Annotated in this window: 20 protein-coding genes; 10 read left to right on the plus strand and 10 right to left on the minus strand. The window is 59.9% G+C overall.

Annotation, left to right across the window (positions count from 1 at the left end; translation table 11 throughout):
* Positions 1 to 86: 86 nt before the first annotated feature.
* Both BK665_RS06190 and BK665_RS06195 read left to right on the plus strand, forming a co-directional pair.
* Positions 87 to 2,063: a methyl-accepting chemotaxis protein gene (locus BK665_RS06190; protein ID WP_123403830.1), complete on the plus strand. Its 1,977-nt coding sequence runs from the start codon at positions 87 to 89 to the stop codon at positions 2,061 to 2,063.
* 250 nt (positions 2,064 to 2,313) lie between these two features.
* On the plus strand, positions 2,314 to 3,528 hold the full coding sequence (locus BK665_RS06195; protein ID WP_123403832.1) for an aldose 1-epimerase family protein: 1,215 nt from the start codon (positions 2,314 to 2,316) through the stop codon (positions 3,526 to 3,528).
* Positions 3,529 to 3,534: 6 nt separating this feature from the next.
* Here the strand turns inward: BK665_RS06195 and BK665_RS06200 are convergent, their stop codons facing one another.
* Complete coding sequence (locus BK665_RS06200) at positions 3,535 to 5,028, minus strand: YifB family Mg chelatase-like AAA ATPase (protein ID WP_123403834.1); 1,494 nt, start codon at positions 5,026 to 5,028, stop codon at positions 3,535 to 3,537.
* Between the two features lie 112 nt (positions 5,029 to 5,140).
* Positions 5,141 to 5,341, minus strand: coding sequence for a hypothetical protein (locus BK665_RS06205; protein ID WP_123403836.1), 201 nt, complete (start codon positions 5,339 to 5,341; stop codon positions 5,141 to 5,143).
* An 858-nt stretch (positions 5,342 to 6,199) separates the two neighbouring features.
* On the opposite strand from BK665_RS06205, the gene BK665_RS06210 reads away from it, so the two are divergent.
* The gene (locus BK665_RS06210) at positions 6,200 to 6,505 is read left to right on the plus strand and encodes a HigA family addiction module antitoxin (protein ID WP_123403838.1); all 306 of its coding nucleotides are present in this window, start codon (positions 6,200 to 6,202) and stop codon (positions 6,503 to 6,505) included.
* A gap of 55 nt (positions 6,506 to 6,560) precedes the next feature.
* Here BK665_RS06210 and BK665_RS06215 read toward each other — a convergent pair whose 3' ends face one another.
* Both BK665_RS06215 and BK665_RS06220 read right to left on the minus strand, forming a co-directional pair.
* Positions 6,561 to 7,088: a BRO-N domain-containing protein gene (locus tag BK665_RS06215; RefSeq protein WP_123403840.1), complete on the minus strand. Its 528-nt coding sequence runs from the start codon at positions 7,086 to 7,088 to the stop codon at positions 6,561 to 6,563.
* Between the two features lie 441 nt (positions 7,089 to 7,529).
* Complete coding sequence (locus tag BK665_RS06220; RefSeq protein WP_054048512.1) at positions 7,530 to 7,790, minus strand: accessory factor UbiK family protein; 261 nt, start codon at positions 7,788 to 7,790, stop codon at positions 7,530 to 7,532.
* Positions 7,791 to 8,205: 415 nt separating this feature from the next.
* Between BK665_RS06220 and glnK the strand changes: the two genes are divergently transcribed.
* From glnK to sutA, 4 genes are all read left to right on the plus strand, one after another.
* Positions 8,206 to 8,544 (plus strand): P-II family nitrogen regulator, encoded by a 339-nt coding sequence (gene glnK / locus BK665_RS06225; RefSeq protein WP_002555808.1) that lies wholly within the window; start codon positions 8,206 to 8,208, stop codon positions 8,542 to 8,544.
* 36 nt (positions 8,545 to 8,580) lie between these two features.
* The gene (locus tag BK665_RS06230) at positions 8,581 to 9,918 is read left to right on the plus strand and encodes an ammonium transporter (protein ID WP_123403842.1); all 1,338 of its coding nucleotides are present in this window, start codon (positions 8,581 to 8,583) and stop codon (positions 9,916 to 9,918) included.
* 214 nt (positions 9,919 to 10,132) lie between these two features.
* Positions 10,133 to 10,558 (plus strand): secondary thiamine-phosphate synthase enzyme YjbQ, encoded by a 426-nt coding sequence (locus BK665_RS06235; protein WP_054048516.1) that lies wholly within the window; start codon positions 10,133 to 10,135, stop codon positions 10,556 to 10,558.
* A gap of 102 nt (positions 10,559 to 10,660) precedes the next feature.
* Positions 10,661 to 10,984, plus strand: coding sequence for a dormancy-specific transcriptional regulator SutA (gene sutA / locus BK665_RS06240; protein ID WP_054617023.1), 324 nt, complete (start codon positions 10,661 to 10,663; stop codon positions 10,982 to 10,984).
* 314 nt (positions 10,985 to 11,298) lie between these two features.
* On the opposite strand, the gene BK665_RS06245 is transcribed toward sutA, so the two are convergent.
* Genes BK665_RS06245 through lptM form a run of 6 tightly spaced genes read right to left on the minus strand, consistent with a single transcriptional unit; the run spans position 11,299 to position 15,912 of the window.
* Positions 11,299 to 12,006 (minus strand): HAD family hydrolase, encoded by a 708-nt coding sequence (locus BK665_RS06245; protein WP_123403844.1) that lies wholly within the window; start codon positions 12,004 to 12,006, stop codon positions 11,299 to 11,301.
* Positions 12,003 to 12,902, minus strand: coding sequence for a tyrosine recombinase XerC (xerC, locus tag BK665_RS06250; RefSeq protein WP_123403846.1), 900 nt, complete (start codon positions 12,900 to 12,902; stop codon positions 12,003 to 12,005). Before xerC ends, BK665_RS06245 begins: the two co-directional genes overlap by 4 nt.
* A 2-nt stretch (positions 12,903 to 12,904) precedes the next feature.
* Positions 12,905 to 13,630: a DUF484 family protein gene (locus BK665_RS06255; protein ID WP_123403848.1), complete on the minus strand. Its 726-nt coding sequence runs from the start codon at positions 13,628 to 13,630 to the stop codon at positions 12,905 to 12,907.
* Between the two features lie 13 nt (positions 13,631 to 13,643).
* A complete protein-coding gene (gene dapF / locus BK665_RS06260) occupies positions 13,644 to 14,474 on the minus strand; it encodes a diaminopimelate epimerase (RefSeq protein ID WP_123403850.1) in 831 nt (276 codons plus the stop codon).
* 4 nt (positions 14,475 to 14,478) lie between these two features.
* Positions 14,479 to 15,726, minus strand: a complete 1,248-nt coding sequence (gene lysA / locus BK665_RS06265; RefSeq protein WP_123403852.1) for a diaminopimelate decarboxylase — start codon at positions 15,724 to 15,726, stop codon at positions 14,479 to 14,481.
* 12 nt (positions 15,727 to 15,738) lie between these two features.
* A complete protein-coding gene (gene lptM, locus BK665_RS06270) occupies positions 15,739 to 15,912 on the minus strand; it encodes an LPS translocon maturation chaperone LptM (RefSeq protein ID WP_047596733.1) in 174 nt (57 codons plus the stop codon).
* A gap of 314 nt (positions 15,913 to 16,226) precedes the next feature.
* Between lptM and cyaY the strand changes: the two genes are divergently transcribed.
* The 3 genes from cyaY (at position 16,227) to rnk (ending at position 17,476) form a co-directional block, all read left to right on the plus strand.
* The gene (gene cyaY / locus BK665_RS06280) at positions 16,227 to 16,559 is read left to right on the plus strand and encodes an iron donor protein CyaY (RefSeq protein WP_017341439.1); all 333 of its coding nucleotides are present in this window, start codon (positions 16,227 to 16,229) and stop codon (positions 16,557 to 16,559) included.
* A 4-nt stretch (positions 16,560 to 16,563) separates the two neighbouring features.
* The gene (locus BK665_RS06285; protein WP_123403854.1) at positions 16,564 to 16,782 is read left to right on the plus strand and encodes a DUF1289 domain-containing protein; all 219 of its coding nucleotides are present in this window, start codon (positions 16,564 to 16,566) and stop codon (positions 16,780 to 16,782) included.
* Between the two features lie 283 nt (positions 16,783 to 17,065).
* On the plus strand, positions 17,066 to 17,476 hold the full coding sequence (rnk, locus tag BK665_RS06295; RefSeq protein ID WP_123403855.1) for a nucleoside diphosphate kinase regulator: 411 nt from the start codon (positions 17,066 to 17,068) through the stop codon (positions 17,474 to 17,476).

The raw sequence follows: 17,476 nt of genomic DNA on the forward strand, positions 1-17,476 counted from the left end.
GTGCAGGTTCCGCGTTTGTCCCCTTATTAGAAATTTTGCTGAGTGATCGGATCAAGGAGGATCCGGTTGCTCGGCCAGGAGCTGTCATGTCTCATCCCCGTGCTCGGATCGCCTCACAGCTTGGTCTCGCGCTTGCCGTGATCCTGGCGATTGTCATCAGCGGCAGCACCGTGTTCGCCCTGCGCTCGCTGGACACCGCTAACCTCGCCACCCGTGAGGAACACCTGGCCAGTGAGGCCCGCTTGCTCGCCGATCAGCTCAGCACCTTTCACGGCACGCTGCGGGAAAGCACCCAGCGCCTGAGCGGTTTGTTCGAGAAACGCTTCAGCGCCGGCCTCAGTGTGCACCCGGATGAGCCGGTGACCGTGGCGGGCGTGCAGACGCCGGGCCTGCATTTGGGCAGTGAAGTGCTGAACAACAACTTCAAGGAAGTCGACGAGTTCAAGCAAATGACCGCCGGCGTCGCGACCTTGTTCGTACGCAGCGGCGAAGACTTCGTGCGGGTCAGCACTTCCCTGAGCAAACAGGACGGCAGCCGCGCCATCGGCACCTTGCTCGATCACGCCCACCCGGCCTACGCACGCTTGATCGCCGGGCAGGGCTACGTCGGTCGCGCCTTGTTGTTCGAACGCTCCTACATGACCCAGTACACCCCCGTTCGTGACAGCAGCGGTAAGGTGATTGCCGTGCTGTTCGTAGGATTTGATTACACCGACGCGCAGAACGCGCAGTTCGAGAACTTGAAACGCTTCCGCATCGGCACGACCGGCTCCTTGGCTTTGCTGGATGAGCAGGGCAAATGGCTGGTGCCGATTGCCGGTGTGCAAGCGCAGGATAAAGCGGTATCGGCCGTTGTTGCCTTGGCGAAAACGCCGGGCAAGGGCGATTTCTGGACCGATAAATCGGAAGATTTCTACAGTGTCGCCGTGCCGTTCGATGGCGGCCCCTGGTCGGTGGTGGCGAGCATGCCGCAAGAAGAAATCAGCGCTGTGACCTGGAGCGTCGGCATTCAGTTGGCCATCGGCAGTCTGTTGGCGATGTTGATCGCGGTGGGTTCGGCGGTCTGGTTGCTGCGCAGCAAACTGGCGCCGTTAGGGGATCTGGTGCGGCAGGCCGAAGCGCTGGGCGCCGGTGATTTGAGCGTGCGTCTGAACGTCTCGAGCAACGACGAAATCGGCCAGCTGGCCCGGGCCTTCAACCAGATGAGCCAGGCCCTGTCGACCATGGTCGAGCACATCCGCAAGGCGTCGGAAGAGGTCAACAGCCGCGCCCAGGCCTTATCCGGTTTGTCCGGTGGTGCTTATGAGGGGATGGAGCAGCAGTCCGGCGAAATCACCAGCATGGCTGGCGCCGTGGAAGAATTCAGCGCCACCTCCCTGAACATCGCCGACAACATGAGCAACACCCAGCGCATGGCCCAGGAAAACGCACAGCAAACTCAGATCGGTCGTACGTCGATGCAGGAAGCTTCTTCCTCGCTGGAGCAAATCGCTGGCGCGTTGAACAGCACCGCAACGGTGATCAACACCCTCGGCCAGCGCTCCCAGGAAATCGGCGGCATCGTTGGGGTGATTACCGCGATTGCCGATCAAACCAACCTGCTGGCACTGAACGCCGCCATCGAAGCCGCCCGTGCGGGCGAGCAGGGTCGGGGTTTTGCCGTGGTGGCCGATGAAGTGCGCAACCTGGCGTCGCGCACCCGTGAAGCGACCGATGAAATCTCCGGGATGATCCAGAGCATCCAGCAGGAAACCGGCAACGCCATCAGCACCATGGAGCAGGGCAACGTACTGATGCAGGAAGGCCTGTCGCGCAACGCCAATGTCGCCTCGGCACTGGCGCGGATTGATGAGCAAAGTCGTTCGGCGGGTCAGCAATTTGCGGCGATCACCACTGCGACTCAGGAGCAGAGCAGCACCGCGACCTTGCTTAGCAGCAATTTGCAGAGCATTGCGCTGGCCAACAGTGAGCAGCGCGAAGTGGTGTCGAACCTGGCCATTACCGCCAAAGAGCTGGAATCGCTGGCGGCGGACTTGCGGCATGAGGTTGACCGGTTTCGCTGAGACGCTGCTGAAATAGCATTCGCGAGCAAGCCCGCTCCCACATTGGACCCGTGGTGAACACAGAATTTGTGAACACTGAAGATCCCATGTGGGAGCGGGCTTGCTCGCGAAGGTATCGACTCAATTTCCCCGGTTTTAACCCCAAAACCCGCATCACGATCAATTTGCCTTCGGTGTAGTGCTTTTTAAGCTTGATGAATCGTTTCAGCAAGTCTATAAAAATGGCACAACTCCAAGAAAGGCTCCTTCCATGACCCCGCTCAAACTTCTCGTTGCCCTCAGCGCGCTGTCCGCTGCCTCCCACGCCATGGCCTGGGATTACGTCCTGCTCGACACCGACAAAGCCGCGCAGAACTGGCAAATCACCAGCCAACAACTCGGCGTGAAAACCGACAAACCTTTCTCCGTGACCCTGCGCACCCTGCACGGCGGTCGACAGGAGGGTGTCAGCATCGTCGACATCGATAACGGCACGTTGAAACTCTCGGTGGTGCCGACTCGCGGGATGAACGTCCTACAAGCGTCTGTAGGCAATGTGCGCATGGGCTGGGATTCGCCGGTCAAGGACGTGGTCAATCCATCCTTCATCGAACTCAATGGCCGTGGTGGTTTGGGCTGGCTGGAAGGCTTCAATGAACTCGTCGCCCGCTGCGGCTACGAATGGGTCGGCCACCCCGGTCTGGACAACGGCGAACTGCTGACCCTGCACGGCCGCGCCGCCAACATCCCCGCCAGCAAAGTCACCCTGCACATCGACGAAAAACCACCGTACGCCATCAGCCTGCGCGGCGAGTTGAAAGAGCAGGCGTTCAAGAAAGTCGACTTCTCAGTGCTCACCGAACTGGTCACCGCGCCCGGCAGCGTTGCGTTTTCCCTCAACGACACCCTGACCAACAACGGCGACTATCCAAAGGAATACCAAGCGCTGTACCACAGCAACTTCAGCACTCCGTTCCTGGAACAGGGCGCCCGTTTTGCCGCGCCGGTGAAGCAGGTTTCGCCGTTCAACGACAAGGCCAAGGGTGATCTGCCGGACTGGCAGACCTACCGCGCACCGACCAAGGATTACGACGAAACGGTCTACAACGTCGTGCCGTACGGCGATGCCAAGGGCGACACGTTGACCGTGCTGCATAACAAGGCCGGCAGCCTCGGAGTTTCGGTGGGCTTCAACACCCAGCAATTGCCGGTGTTCTCGTTGTGGAAAAACACCGATACCCAAGGGCAGGGGTATGTGACGGGGCTGGAGCCGGGGACGAGTTTTTCCTACAACCGCCGGTATCAGCGGCCACTGGGTTTGGTGCCGACGATTGGGGTGAAGGAGCAGAAACAGTTCCAGATTCGCTACAGCTTGTTGGCGGATAAAGGGGCTGTGGATAAGGCGTTGACGCGGGTGAATGAAATTCAGGGTGGGCGGGCGACTGAGGTGAGGCAGGCGCCGTTGGTGGATTTGACGAAGGAGTGATCACGGTTAGCTCGCTGTGGGCCGATATTGCAGCGCTTCGGCCAGATGCTCGCGGGTAATGCCATCGACTTGCTCAAGGTCCGCCAGGGTTCGGGCTACCTTGAGCAGTCGGTGCGCTGCCCGCAGTGACAACGTCAGTCGTTCGCAGGCGGATTCCAGCCAGTTCTCATCAGCTGTGGATAACTTGCAGTGCTTGCGCAAGCCCGGCAGATCGAGGAATGCATTGGCGCAGCCTTGGCGTTTGTGTTGACGTTCGCGTGCGTCGGCGACCAGTGCTGCGGCGGTGGCGGTGTCATCACCGGGTTTGGGTAAAGGATTCAACGCCGTGGCTTCTCGGGCGACGGTCAGGTGCAGGTCGATGCGATCCAGCAGCGGGCCGGAGAGTTTGTTGCGGTAGCGCTGGACCATGTCCGGTGTGCAACTGCATTTGCCGCTGGGTTCGCCAAGATATCCACAGGGGCAGGGGTTCATTGCGGCCACCAGTTGGAATCGTGCCGGGAACCGCACTCGGTCCTTGGCGCGGGAGATCACGATGTGGCCGGATTCCAGTGGTTCTCTTAAAACCTCCAATACCTTGCGATCAAACTCCGGGAGTTCGTCGAGGAACAGTACTCCGTGATGGGCTAGGGTGATTTCGCCGGGTTGCGGTTTCGAGCCGCCACCGACCAGCGCCGGGCCTGATGCGGAGTGGTGGGGTTGTCGAAACGGTCGCTGCGGCCAATGACTCAGCGGCATACAACTGACCACTGATTGAATCGCCGCGACTTCCAGCGCTTCGTTTTCGGCCAGGGGCGGCAACAGCCCTGGCAAGCGGCTCGCCAGCAAGGTTTTCCCCGTGCCCGGCGGCCCACTGAACAGCAGGTTATGAGCCCCCGCCGCCGCGATCAGCAGCGCACGCTTGGCCGACAGTTGCCCTTGCACTTCATTCAAATCGGGATAGGGTTTGCTGGCGTACAACAAGCCATCGGAAACGTAAGGCTCCACCGGCGTATGACCGTTGAAGTGCGCCACTGCCTGAAGCAAATGATCCACCGCAATCACCTTCAACCCCGAAGCCAGGCACGCCTCTTCGGCGTTCGCCCGCGGCACCACCAGCGTCCGCCCGGCCTTGCGCGCTGCCAACGCCGCCGGCAACACACCGCGAACCGCCCGCACTGCGCCCGACAGTGCTAATTCACCCAGGCATTCCACGTCATCCAAGGTCAACGTCGGCACCTGCACGCTGGCCGACAGAATCCCCAAGGCAATCGCCAGATCAAACCGCCCACCGTCCTTCGGCAAGTCCGCCGGGGCGAGATTCAGCGTGATACGTCGCGCCGGAAATTGCAGGCCGGAATTGATGATCGCGCTACGCACCCGGTCCTTGCTTTCCTTCACGGCCGCTTCGGGCAAGCCGACCATCGTCAGCGACGGTAAGCCGTTGGCCAGATGGACTTCTACGGTAACGGCGGGCGCATCGACACCAATCTGGGCGCGGCTGTGGACGATGGAGAGGGACATGGTCGTTCCTTGAGCTTTTACGGGAACCGCTTCCTGCGGTTTTTGAAGGGTAGCCGGGTCGTGTGGCGGCGCAGGTGCCAAATTTTCGCAGGATGTTGCGAGTCCGTTGCAGCTATGGGCTGACCGTTTCTTTTGAAGGGCAAATCAGGCGTGCGCCCGCTAGTAGACCGGGAGGTTCCCATTCCTTTCCACGCGTTGCGCCGACTTCCAGAAATCGACGCTGATTGGCTGACACTTGGCCGGCTAACTGGCGTGCCTGAACATGATATTCGACGACCAATAGCGCCTTCGCCCTTCGTTTTTTGTCTTTCATGGACACCTCATGGCCAGATGCTCTGTGATCTGGTGATGAAGCGTAAGCGAGCGAGGCGTACCGGCGTAATCAGTAGCGGGATGAGGTTGTTGTAGGACGTTGCCTGGATCGATGAAGGACGTCGGTGAAAGCCGAACCGAAGGCGAAAAAAAACCGCCTTGAGAAGACGGTTTTTTATTTGCAGGCTTCGGTGAGGCCGAGGCCTGCACTTCCTCAATGAACACACTCACGGTGGGAAGCCTATTCAAATTTTTTCCTCCAGGCAAGCGTCGATAACAATCTGGTGATAGCAGGAACTAACAACAGCGATGAACCGGAAAAGGCGTTCGCCACTTCATGATTTGATACAACTCGTTAACAGATTTGAAAGGTACGCATTGAAAGAACTGCGATAGCATTCGCCGCGATGAGGCTCGATGAGTGAGTGAGTCGCGAAGTGTGGCTGGGAGCGTAAAGATTTTCATGTTCCTCGACACGGTGTGAGAGTCGTGCCGGTGCAGGTTTTGAGGAACCCACACCCGGCCGCCTCAATGAGTGCACTCACATGTATTCCCAAAGGTGTGCGTACGCCGGGAAGCGCACTGGAGGTTTGGCCTCACGCAAGGAGGGCCAAAGTATGTCTAAGTTTCTTAAACATATGTGGAGCCTCGTCAGGAACGCGCTATGGGCTTTTCGCCTGTACGAGTTTCTGCGGGACCGCTGGAATGATCCGCAGTAAGGATTGACCCGGTGGAAACCGCCCTGGCTTCGGCTGGGGCGGTTTTTCGATCTGTACGAAGTTGGGAGCTTGATGTTTCGAGTGAGCGCCGTCGCTCAACGCTGAATATTCGTTGTCGGTGCCGGAGGCAATGGTGAGTAATGACTAAAAACGGTATGCGCCCGGTCCACCCCGGCGAGATCCTCAAAGAGGAATACCTTGAGCCTCTGAGCCTTACAGCGGCGGCTTTGGCCAGGGCATTGAGCGTTTCGACGCCTACGGTGAATGACATCGTGCTTCAGCGTCGTGGTGTCAGTGCTGATATGGCTATCAGGCTCTCTATCTGCCTGGACACGACCCCTGAGTTTTGGCTGAACCTGCAATCGACTTACGATTTGCGTAAAGCCGAGATTGAACGAGGGGCTGCGATTCGGGATCAGGTTGAGCGTCTTCCGCACTGCGCTTGATTCTCTAATTTAAGAACGAACCCCACGCTGCAAACGTGGGGTTTTTCTTTGTCGTTCAGAATGCCTGGAGTATTCGCGAAGCACGCTTCCACCACGGCGCATTCCCTGCGCGCTGCGGCTGTTCACCCTCCGGCAGCATGTGCGGGACATCCTGCAACCGAATCCACGGCTGGTTATTCCAGTGCAGCAAGCTCAACGACATCTCTGGCCAGTTCAGCAGGCTCAAAATCGGGCGTTCGGTTGAGGTGGGTTGTTGCGCGTCTCGTAGGGCGGGCACTACGTCGTGGGTCAGCCATTCGCGCAGGCCTCGGTATTCGGGGCAGTAATGGTAGATCAGTAGTGCGTAGATGCCGGACTCGCTGATGAGTAGGGTGTTTTCGACGGTGCCGTGGATCAGCATCAGCACAGATTGGTGTTGGTCGGGGTCGAGTTTGCGGACGGCACGTTCGTCGAGGTAGAGGCGCAGGAGGCGGCCGAGGTCGCGGGCGCTGAACCAGGGTTGGTTTTGGAGCAAGAGCGCGTGGAGATAAAGTTTGTGGCGGGTGAAGACGTGGGGGACCAGATAAGCGTCATCGCTATTCATTGATACAGCTCCTTTTGCTGAAGGGGCTGCCGTCAATCGTCGCCAAACAATTGGGTGGCAGCTGTACGCGGGTTGGCGAACCGGAGCAAAAGGAACCCGGCAGACCCGAAGGTCTCCCACGCACAGCCGCCATGACTCGATGTGGCGGAGATGAATCCGCCGTCGATGGTCGCCGTACGCCTTAAGCTTCCAGGTCGCCAAACCCAGTGCTGAACAAGTCAGCTGAGAATGAGCTTAGGACCCGGCGCTTTGCGACGCTATCGGACGGCGGTAGTGATCTTTGTAGGACGTTGCCGAGATTGTTGCGAGGCTGAAGATCAAAAGATCGCAGCCTTCGGCAGCTCCTACAGGGGTGGTCTGGCCAGTGCGGAGGGCTGGGGACCGTGGTGACCCCCATTCGCGGGCAAGCCTCGCTCCTACAGGGGATCGAATTTCACTAGGTTACTCGGTTGGCGGGTTGAGCTTCGCTTCCAGCTCCGCCACTTTTGCCTCAAGACTCTCCAACCGTGCGCGAGTGCGCGCCAACACAACCATCTGGCTATCAAACTCTTCCCGGCTCACCAGATCCAGCTTGCTGAAGCCGCTCTGCAGCAAGGCTTTGAACTGGCTTTCGATTTCGCTTTTCGGCAGCGGGGTTTCGCCGCTGAACAGGCGGGAGGCGGTGCCGCTCAGGGCGTCGAGGAAGTCTTTGGGCGCGAGCATGGGAAAGGTCCTGGAAACAATGGCGGGCAGTGTATCACGCAGTGTCTATAGTCAATCCCGCAGGCAGGGATGCACGCTTTTCGCGCAGGCGGACGGACGGCAGCGCACTGTTGTTGTGCGTAATGCCATTGGCATTTGTGGAAAGCAGCTTGCAGCAGCGACCAAGGGATTGAATTCAGTGGGTTTTGGCGAGATGGCAAGCTTTCTGCTTAGTCGCTAGTGACCCATGCACTGATGCAGTCGCTGTGACGAATGCAGTGCGCCACGTGAAACGGGGAAGTTTCGCACGGAGTGGTTAGCTGGCGTCGGACGGGCAGGTTGGGCCGACGATGCGTTACAAAGCCAGGCACTGCGCTTAGACTTGAGACGGGTTTGTTTTCCTGGGGCAAGTCCACCAATTCGGGAGAGAGTTTTCATGAAGCTAGTCACTGCCATCATCAAGCCGTTCAAACTGGACGATGTACGCGAGTCGTTGTCCGAGATCGGCGTGCAGGGCATTACCGTTACTGAGGTCAAAGGCTTCGGTCGGCAGAAGGGTCACACCGAGCTGTATCGCGGCGCGGAGTACGTGGTCGATTTTCTGCCCAAGGTGAAGATTGATGTCGCCATTGACGACAAGGATCTTGACCGGGTTATCGAGGCGATAACCAAGGCAGCCAACACCGGCAAGATCGGTGACGGCAAGATCTTCGTGGTCAATCTGGAACAGGCGATTCGCATCCGTACCGGCGAAACCGATACCGACGCAATCTAAGCCGCCACAAACCCCAACGCCCCAGGAGAAAACAATATGACTCTGCGTAAATTCGCAGGGCTAGGAGCCCTGTTGTCCCTCGTAATGCCCAGCCTGGCTATGGCGGCAGACGAAGTGGCGGCCCCAGTCCTCAATTCCGGCGATACCGCCTGGATGCTGACCTCGACAGCCCTCGTGCTGTTCATGACCATTCCGGGCCTTGCGCTGTTCTACGGCGGCATGGTTCGTTCCAAAAACATTCTTTCCGTGATGATGCAGTGCTTCGCCATTACCGGTCTGATCAGCATCCTGTGGGTCATTTATGGCTACAGCGTTGCGTTCGACACCACCGGCATGGAGCAGGGCGTCGTCAACTTCAACTCGTTCTTCGGCGGCATGGGCAAGGCGTTCCTCGCCGGCATCACGCCAGCCAGCATCACCGGCCCGGCGGCGCTGTTTCCTGAAGCGGTGTTCGTGACCTTCCAGATGACCTTCGCCATCATCACCCCGGCGTTGATCGTCGGTGCCTTCGCCGAGCGGATGAAGTTTTCCGCGATGCTGGTCTTCATGGGCATCTGGTTCACCCTGGTTTACGCACCGATTGCGCACATGGTCTGGTCCGGTAACGGCGGCCTGTTGTGGGACTGGGGCGTGCTCGACTTCGCTGGCGGCACCGTGGTGCACATCAACGCCGGTGTGGCCGGTCTGATCTGCTGCCTGGTACTGGGCAAACGCAAAGGCTTCCCGACCACCCCGATGGCCCCGCACAACCTCGGTTACACCCTGATGGGCGCCGCCATGTTGTGGGTCGGCTGGTTCGGCTTCAACGCCGGTTCCGCTGCGGCGGCCAATGGCACTGCCGGTATGGCGATGCTGGTCACCCAGATCGCAACTGCTGCCGCTGCACTGGGCTGGATGTTCGCCGAGTGGATCACCCACGGCAAACCAAGTGCACTGGGTATCGCTTCGGGTGTGGTCGCCGGTCTGGTGGCAATCACTCCGGCCGCTGGCACCGTGGGCCCGATGGGCGCGCTGGTCATCGGCCTGGCCGCTGGCGTGGTGTGCTTCTTCTGCGCCACTACCCTGAAACGCAAACTTGGCTATGACGACTCCCTGGACGCCTTCGGCGTGCACGGTATCGGCGGTATTCTCGGCGCGATTCTGACCGGTGTGTTCGCTGCACCGTCCCTGGGTGGCTTCGGCACCGTCACCGACATCGCCGCACAAGTCTGGATTCAAACCAAAGGCGTGGGCTTCACGGTGATCTACACCGCGATCGTCACCTTCATCATCCTCAAGGTCCTGGACGCCGTTATGGGTCTGCGTGTGACCGAAGAAGAAGAAGCGGTTGGCCTCGATTTGGCGCAACACAACGAACGCGGCTACAACTTGTAAGACGCGCAGAAAAAAACTTGCCCGGCTTGCCGGGCATTTTTTTGTCCGGGATTTGTCATTAAAGAGGTAGCTGAAAGGTTTTTTCCTACGGCTTAAGTCGTGTTTACGGCGAACGTTTTTCTGAGGCGAAAAACTTACAGCAATGCAGGAATATTAGGGCCTTTGTTTTTTCCCAGAGCGCGCTAGAATGCGCCCCGAACGTGCGGAGAACTGTATGTGGCAACAGACTCTGATTACCCTGCGGGCAAGGCCTCGGGGGTTTCATCTGGTAACGGACGAGTTACTCGCCGGCCTGCCTGAACTCAAGGCGTGCCGGGTCGGTCTGTTGCATTTGTGGCTGCAGCATACCTCGGCGTCGTTGACCATCAACGAGAACGCCGATCCGGCGGTACGTCGCGACTTCGAACGATTTTTCAATCGTCTGATCCCACAAGGAACAGACGACTATGAGCATAACGACGAAGGCCTGGACGACCTCCCGGCGCACTTCAAGGCCAGCGTGCTTGGCTGTCAGCTCAGTTTGCCGATCTCGGCAGGCCGACTGGCGTTGGGGACCTGGCAAGGCGTTTATCTGGGCGAGCACCGTGATTTTGGCGGTGCCCGTAAAGTCCTCGCCACCGTGCACGGTGAAGGGGCATAAGCCGCTGGTTGCCAGCGGCTGTTGATTTTTTTCCAGCGGCCTTCGACAGATGGCGAAGCTGGGCTATAACTAATCTGCTTTTCGCAAGTCATGAGGTAGAACATGAGCGACGATGATCTGGAAAACGACGACCTCGAAGTAGGCGACGAAGACGAGGCCGAAGAAGGCTTGGAAGCAGCAGCGGAAGACGTTGCTGACGACGACGGCGGTGAAACGCCGGTTCCGACCGCCAAAGGCAAGGCCAAGGCTGCTGTGTCAGTCGATGAGCTGCCAAGCGTCGAAGCCAAAAACAAGGAGCGCGACGCCCTGGCCAAGGCCATGGAAGAGTTCCTGGCCAAAGGTGGCAAGGTGCAGGAAGTGGAGGCCAATGTGGTCGCCGATCCGCCCAAGAAGCCTGACAACAAGTACGGCAGCCGGCCTATCTAAGCGCCTGCTACTGGCTTGCTGAAAAAGCCCGCCGTCGCTGCGGGCTTTTTCATGGGCGCAACAAAAGCCGGGGAACGCCTGCGTAGGAGCAAAGCTTGCTCGCGATAGCGGTGGGTCGGCCAACTTCAACATGGAATGTGATGGCCTCTTCGCGGGCAAGCCTCGCTCCTACGGATTTGTGTTGTACGCCAATCGTATGAACGCCACAAACCCTGTAGGAGCGAGGCTTGCCCGCGAAGGGGCCGTGTCAGTCAGCATTGATGCTGGCTGACCTACCGCTATCGCGAGCAAGCTTTGCTCCTACAGGTTTGTGGTCAGGCGGAAGCTGAGTTCCAGCGCGCCAGCAACGCCGGCAAATCGGTCAGGCTGCGAATCTCCGCATCCGGCAAACGATCCGCTTCCCAGGCCTTGCCCGCTGGGTTAAACCAGATTGCACGCAAACCTGCCTGTTGGGCGCCGGCAATGTCGTCGCCGGGGTGATCGCCAATGTGCACCGCCGTTTCGGCCGTCGCGCCGCCACGCTGCAAGGCCTCGTGAAACAGTCGCGCATCGGGCTTGGCGATGCCAATGTCTTCGGCGCACAACGCGAACTTAAAGTAATCCGCCAGCCCCAGGCGACGGACATCGGCGTTGCCATTGGTGACCACGCCGAGGGCGTAATGGTTGGCCAGGGTTTCCAGGGTCGGCTGCACTTCCGGGAAGATTTGCAGTTGATGCCGGGCATGCAGGAACACTTCGAAGCTTTGATCCGCCAAGTCCGAAGCCTGGTCATGGGCATAACCCGCGTCTTCCAGCGCATGGAACAGCACCCGCCGACGCAGGGCACTGATGCGGTGCTTGAGCCCCGGTTCGTTGCTCAAGACCCGCTCACGAATGGCCCACAAGTGCTCCACCGGCACCGCGCCGAGTTTCGGCGCATGTTCGGTCAACCATTCACGCAACATGGCTTCGGCGCTGACGATCACCGGGGCGGTGTCCCACAAAGTGTCGTCGAGGTCGAAGGTGATCAACTGGATTCTCATGACTCATCGCCTTTGATGCGTTTGGCCCTTGGATGGGCGCTGTCGTAGACCGTTGCCAGGTGCTGGAAGTCCAGGTGGGTGTAGATCTGGGTGGTCTTGATGTCCGAGTGGCCGAGCAGTTCCTGCACCGCGCGCAGGTCCTGGGAGGATTCGAGCAGGTGGCTGGCGAAGGAGTGCCGCAGCATGTGCGGGTGCAGGTTTTGCCCCAGCTCGCGTTCGCCGGCAGCCTTGACCCGTACCTGAATCGCCCGAGGGCCGAGGCGCCGGCCTTGCTGGCTGACAAACACCGCGTCGTCCGCCGGGTTGGTCATGGCGCGCAGCGGTAGCCACAGCTCCAGCGCTTCCCGGGCCTTTTTGCCCACCGGCAGCAGGCGGGTCTTGCTGCCCTTGCCGAGCACCTGGACCATGCCGTCAGCCAGATCAAGCTGATCCAGATTCAACCCGGTCAGCTCCGAAAGCCGCAAACCCGAGGAGTAGAACAACTCCAGAATCGCCTGATCCCGCCGCGCCAGAAAGTCATCCTCCACCGCGCCTTCCAGCAGTTGCAACGCGCGGTCGGTGTCGAGGGTTTTCGGCAGGCGACGTTCACCCTTGGGTGGCGCCAGGCCGTTGGCCGGGTCGTGGTCGCACAGGCCTTCGCGATTCAGGTAGTGATAGAGCCCGCGTACCGCCGACAGCAATCGCGCCAGGCTGCGGGAAGATTGGCCTTGTGAATGCAGGCGCGCAATCAGGCTGCGCAGGCGCTGGATATCCAGCCCGGCCCAGCTGTCGATGTTCTGTTTGACGCACCAGCCCAGCACTTTGTCGAGGTCGCGGCGGTAGGCGTACAGCGTATGCGGCGACACCTGTCTCTCACTGCGCAGGTGTTCGCAGTAAGCGTCCAGTTGTCGTTCCACGATCAGCGTACCGAGCGTAGGGAGTTGTTGACCCGAGGCAGCACACGGCCCATGACTTCGGCGATGTAGCTCAGGAACAGCGTGCCCACCGAACTCTTGTAGTGCTGTGGATCGCGGCTGGCGATGGCCAGGACGCCGTGGATGCCTTGATGGCTGATGGCGACGACGGCGGTGGAGCCGATCTGCTTGCGTTGTTCTTCGCCAAACAGGAAGTCCAGTTCGTGCTCACGCAGGCTGCCGCTGACGCTTTTGTCTTCCGAGAGCAGGCCGCCGATAGCGGTTTGCGCTTCAGCATGGGTGACCCAGCGACCCACCGGCATCGGGTTGTCGCCCAGCAGAATCAGGCTGACGAAGGGCACCTGGAAATCCTGGCGCAGGCTGTCTTCGACGCTGATCACCACGTCTTCGAGGCTGGCGGCGTCCATCAGCGTGAGAATCAGTCGCCGGGTCTTTTCGAACAGGCGATCGTTGTCGCGAGCGACGTCCATCAGGTGCGACAGGCGATGGCGCAACTCGATGTTACGGTCGCGCAGGATGGTCATCTGGCGTTCCACCAGCGAGATGGTATCGCCGCGTTGGTGAGGAATGCGCAAGGCCGGGAGCAGTTCTTCGTGCTCGACGAAGAAATCCGGATGAGCCTCCAGGTACGCGGCAATCGCCGCCGCCTCAAGGCTTTCGGAAGGGGATTCGTCGGGCTGTAGGGCGGGAACCTGGGGCTTATCTTTCATGGATTTGGCTCTCTCAAAGACGCACTTGTCCTTCATATACGCGGACTGCCGGACCCGTCATCAAGACCGGTTCGCCAGGGCCTGCCCATTCAATGGACAGACGCCCGCCGGGCAGGTCGATCAATAGCGGCGAATCCATCCACCCCTGGCTGATCGCGGCCACCGCCGCAGCACAGGCGCCGGTGCCGCAAGCCTGGGTTTCCCCGGCCCCGCGTTCCCAGACGCGCAACTGCGCACGGTTGCGGTCAATGACCTGGAGAAAACCGACATTGACCCGCGCCGGAAAGCGCGGATGGTGTTCGATTTTCGGTCCCAGTTCATGCACCGGTGCGTTATTGATGTCGCTGACCCGCAGCACGGCATGGGGGTTGCCCATGGACACCGCCGCCAGTTCCACCGTGGTGACGTCGACTTCGAGCTGATAGCTCAAGGCCTGGCCTTCGGCTTCGAACGGGATGTCCGCCGGCACCAGACGCGGTGCGCCCATGTCGACGCTGATCTGCCCGTCGCTGCGGATATCCAGTTCGATGATGCCGCTTTTGGTCTCGACGCGAATCTGCCGCTTGGCGGTCAGGCGCTTGTCGAGCACGAAGCGGGCGAAGCAGCGCGCACCGTTGCCGCACTGCTCCACTTCCGAACCGTCGGAGTTGAAGATCCGGTAACGGAAATCCACGTCCGGGTTGCTCGGCGCTTCGACAATCAGCAACTGGTCGAAACCGATGCCTGTGTGCCGATCGCCCCATTGCTTGGCGTGCTTGGGCAGAATGTGCGCGTGCTGGCTGACCAGGTCGAGGACCATGAAGTCATTGCCCAGGCCGTGCATCTTGGTAAAACGCAGCAGCATGGTTTTACTCCGGCAGCAGGCTTTCGCCAGCAAACAACTCGGCTACCGTCTCACGGCGACGCACTTCAAATGCCTGATCACCGTCCACCAACACTTCAGCGGTACGCCCGCGAGTGTTGTAGTTGGAACTCATGACAAACCCGTAGGCACCGGCCGAATGCACGGCCAGCAAGTCGCCTTCTTCCAGGGCCAGTTCACGCTCCTTGGCCAGGAAGTCGCCGGTTTCGCAGATCGGCCCGACGATGTCGTAGGCGCGAGCAGCGGTATCACGCGGGCGCACGGCGGTGACGTCCATCCAGGCCTGGTACAGCGCCGGGCGGATCAGGTCGTTCATGGCCGCATCGACGATGGCGAAGTCTTTGTGTTCGGTGTGCTTGAGGTACTCGACCTGGGTCAGCAGCACGCCGCCATTAGCGACGATGTAGCGGCCCGGTTCGAACACCAGCGCCAGCTCGCGACCTTCGCAGCGCTCGCGCACGGCTTTGATGTAGTCGGCCACCAGCGGCGGCTCTTCATCGCGATAACGCACGCCGATGCCGCCACCGAGGTCGATGTGACGCAGGTAAATGCCGCACTCGCCGAGACGATCGATCAAGCCCAGCAGGCGATCGAGGGCATCGAGGAAGGGAGGCAGGCTGGTCAGTTGCGAGCCGATGTGGCAATCGACGCCCAGCACTTCCAGGTTCGGCAGTTGCGCGGCGCGGATGTACACGTCTTCGGCGTCGGCAATGGCAATGCCGAACTTGTTCTCTTTGAGACCGGTGGAAATGTACGGGTGGGTGCCGGCATCGACGTCCGGGTTCACGCGCAGCGAGATCGGTGCGCGAACGCCCAGCTCGGCGGCGACTACTTGCAGGCGTTCCAGCTCATCGGTGGACTCGACGTTGAAGCAATGCACGCCGACTTCCAGGGCACGACGCATGTCTTCACGGGTCTTGCCGACGCCGGAGAACACGATCTTGTCCGGACTGCCGCCAGCGGCCAGTACCCGTTCCAGTTCGCCCCGGGAAACGATGTCGAAACCGGCGCCGAGACGGGCCAGGACATTCAATACACCGAGGTTGGAGTTGGCCTTGACCGCAAAACATACCAGGTGCGGAACACCGGCCAGAGCATCGGCATACGCCAGGTACTGGGCTTCGATGTGGGCGCGGGAGTAGACGTAGGTCGGCGTGCCGAAGCGTTCGGCGATGGCGGACAGGGCCACGCCTTCCGCGAACAGCTCACCGTCACGGTAATTAAAAGCGTCCATGGCGTTCCCTTATTATTGGTAGACGTCGTGCTTGTGTGCTTTGGACGGCTGCTTTTGCGAGGACTGGGCCTGCTCGGCAGGGTCCTGGTTGTCGTCAGGCAGGTACAGCGGGCCTTTTTGACCACAGGCCGACACAAGGCAGGCAACCGCGACGAGCGCAGCAAGGGAAGAGATCAGGCGCTTCATGGCGAAATCCTTGAAAATGCGTTAATTGCGCCGGAGTATACCGGCCACCCGTCAGCTTGCCTATGTAACGCGGCTCCCGTCCGGCGGGCCTTGTGCCGATGCCGGCAGTTATAGGCAATGCAGTGTGGGAGCGGGCTTGCTCGCGAAGGCGTAGTGTCAGTCAACATTGATGTTGAATATGATGGCCTCTTCGCGAGCAAGCCCGCTCCCACAGGTTTCGTGATCGCCCTTGGTCGTTATCCTTTGCAATCACCGGGGCTCGCCCGTATCTTGCGGCGCTTGAGCGTGATCAGACACTTTTTGAGGTTCCTGCAATGAGTTTGACCGAAGCCCGTTTCCACGACCTGGTCGATGCCACCCAGCAATCGCTGGAAGACATTTTCGATGAGAGTGACCTGGATATCGATCTGGAGAGCTCGGCCGGTGTGCTCACCGTCAAGTTCGAAAACGGCAGCCAGTTGATCTTCAGCCGCCAGGAACCGCTGCGTCAGCTGTGGCTGGCCGCAGTGTCCGGCGGTTTCCACTTCGACTATGACGAAGAGAGCGAGCGCTGGATGTGCGACAAGAGCGAAGAGCAGTTGGGTGAAATGCTTGAGCGCATCGTCAAGCAACAAGCCGGCGCCGAATTCGATTTCGAAGGCCTGTGAGATCGTGACTGAACCTGCACCTGTTCGTCCGCCCAAGCCGCTCTACAGCAACATCAGCCCGGCGGTGCCTTCGCCGTGCAGCGGTGTGTGCCGGCTGGATGAACAGAAGGTCTGCCTGGGGTGTTTTCGCCATGTCGAAGACATCCGCGAGTGGCGCTCGGCGGACGATAATCGCCGTCGGGTGATCTGTGCCCAGGCCGCTCAACGCAAAACCTCTGCCTGACCCAAAACCCATGTGGGAGCGGGCTTGCTCGCGAATGCGGTGTGACAGTCACTGTAGATGTCGACTGACATACCGCCTTCGCGAGCAAGCCCGCTCCCACAGGGTCTTCTGCATAAGCCCGTTCAAAATCCCCCCTATCGGGTCCGTCGCGGCCTCACTTGTATATTTATTGAGCTGTGATAGTGTCCGGAAACGCCTCAACCCATCGAGGCTCGTGAAAACCCCGCCTTTTTCTGGCGGGGTTTTGCTTTTTTTGTGCAGAAGAAAGGAGTCTGCCCGGATCATGACCGTACCTTCCATCACCCTTACCCGTCTGGACGTGCAACGTCTGGAGCGCCTGATCGACAGCCTGGATGACACGCTGCCGGGCGTTATCGCGCTGCAAACCGAACTGGATCGCGCCGATACACTGGTCGGTCACGATGAAGTGCCCGCCGATGTCGTGACCATGAACTCGCGCGTGCATTGCCGCGAAGAGATCAGCGGCAAGGACTATCACCTGACGCTGGTTTATCCCAAGGATGCCAATGCCGACGAAGGCAAGATTTCCATCCTCGCGCCAGTGGGCAGTGCTTTGCTCGGCCTGAAAGTCGGTCAACACATCGACTGGCCGGCACCGGGCGGCAAGACCTTGAAACTGACCCTGCTGGAAGTGGAATCGCAACCGGCCAATGGCGGCGACTTCCCGGAATAA

It is taken from the genome of Pseudomonas frederiksbergensis (genome assembly GCF_003732665.1).
GTDB lineage: Bacteria > Pseudomonadota > Gammaproteobacteria > Pseudomonadales > Pseudomonadaceae > Aquipseudomonas > Aquipseudomonas frederiksbergensis_G.

Excerpts from the sequence above, each read along its gene's own strand:
- BK665_RS06190 (WP_123403830.1), top strand. The coding sequence starts at position 87 with ATGTCTCATCCCCGTGCTCGGATCGCCTCACAGCTTGGTCTCGCGCTT.
- BK665_RS06195 (WP_123403832.1), top strand. The coding sequence starts at position 2,314 with ATGACCCCGCTCAAACTTCTCGTTGCCCTCAGCGCGCTGTCCGCTGCC.
- BK665_RS06200 (WP_123403834.1), bottom strand. The coding sequence starts at position 5,028 with ATGTCCCTCTCCATCGTCCACAGCCGCGCCCAGATTGGTGTCGATGCG.
- BK665_RS06205 (WP_123403836.1), bottom strand. The coding sequence starts at position 5,341 with ATGAAAGACAAAAAACGAAGGGCGAAGGCGCTATTGGTCGTCGAATAT.
- BK665_RS06210 (WP_123403838.1), top strand. The coding sequence starts at position 6,200 with ATGACTAAAAACGGTATGCGCCCGGTCCACCCCGGCGAGATCCTCAAA.
- BK665_RS06215 (WP_123403840.1), bottom strand. The coding sequence starts at position 7,088 with ATGAATAGCGATGACGCTTATCTGGTCCCCCACGTCTTCACCCGCCAC.
- BK665_RS06220 (WP_054048512.1), bottom strand. The coding sequence starts at position 7,790 with ATGCTCGCGCCCAAAGACTTCCTCGACGCCCTGAGCGGCACCGCCTCC.
- glnK (WP_002555808.1), top strand. The coding sequence starts at position 8,206 with ATGAAGCTAGTCACTGCCATCATCAAGCCGTTCAAACTGGACGATGTA.
- BK665_RS06230 (WP_123403842.1), top strand. The coding sequence starts at position 8,581 with ATGACTCTGCGTAAATTCGCAGGGCTAGGAGCCCTGTTGTCCCTCGTA.
- BK665_RS06235 (WP_054048516.1), top strand. The coding sequence starts at position 10,133 with ATGTGGCAACAGACTCTGATTACCCTGCGGGCAAGGCCTCGGGGGTTT.
- sutA (WP_054617023.1), top strand. The coding sequence starts at position 10,661 with ATGAGCGACGATGATCTGGAAAACGACGACCTCGAAGTAGGCGACGAA.
- BK665_RS06245 (WP_123403844.1), bottom strand. The coding sequence starts at position 12,006 with ATGAGAATCCAGTTGATCACCTTCGACCTCGACGACACTTTGTGGGAC.
- BK665_RS06255 (WP_123403848.1), bottom strand. The coding sequence starts at position 13,630 with ATGAAAGATAAGCCCCAGGTTCCCGCCCTACAGCCCGACGAATCCCCT.
- dapF (WP_123403850.1), bottom strand. The coding sequence starts at position 14,474 with ATGCTGCTGCGTTTTACCAAGATGCACGGCCTGGGCAATGACTTCATG.
- lysA (WP_123403852.1), bottom strand. The coding sequence starts at position 15,726 with ATGGACGCTTTTAATTACCGTGACGGTGAGCTGTTCGCGGAAGGCGTG.
- lptM (WP_047596733.1), bottom strand. The coding sequence starts at position 15,912 with ATGAAGCGCCTGATCTCTTCCCTTGCTGCGCTCGTCGCGGTTGCCTGC.
- cyaY (WP_017341439.1), top strand. The coding sequence starts at position 16,227 with ATGAGTTTGACCGAAGCCCGTTTCCACGACCTGGTCGATGCCACCCAG.
- rnk (WP_123403855.1), top strand. The coding sequence starts at position 17,066 with ATGACCGTACCTTCCATCACCCTTACCCGTCTGGACGTGCAACGTCTG.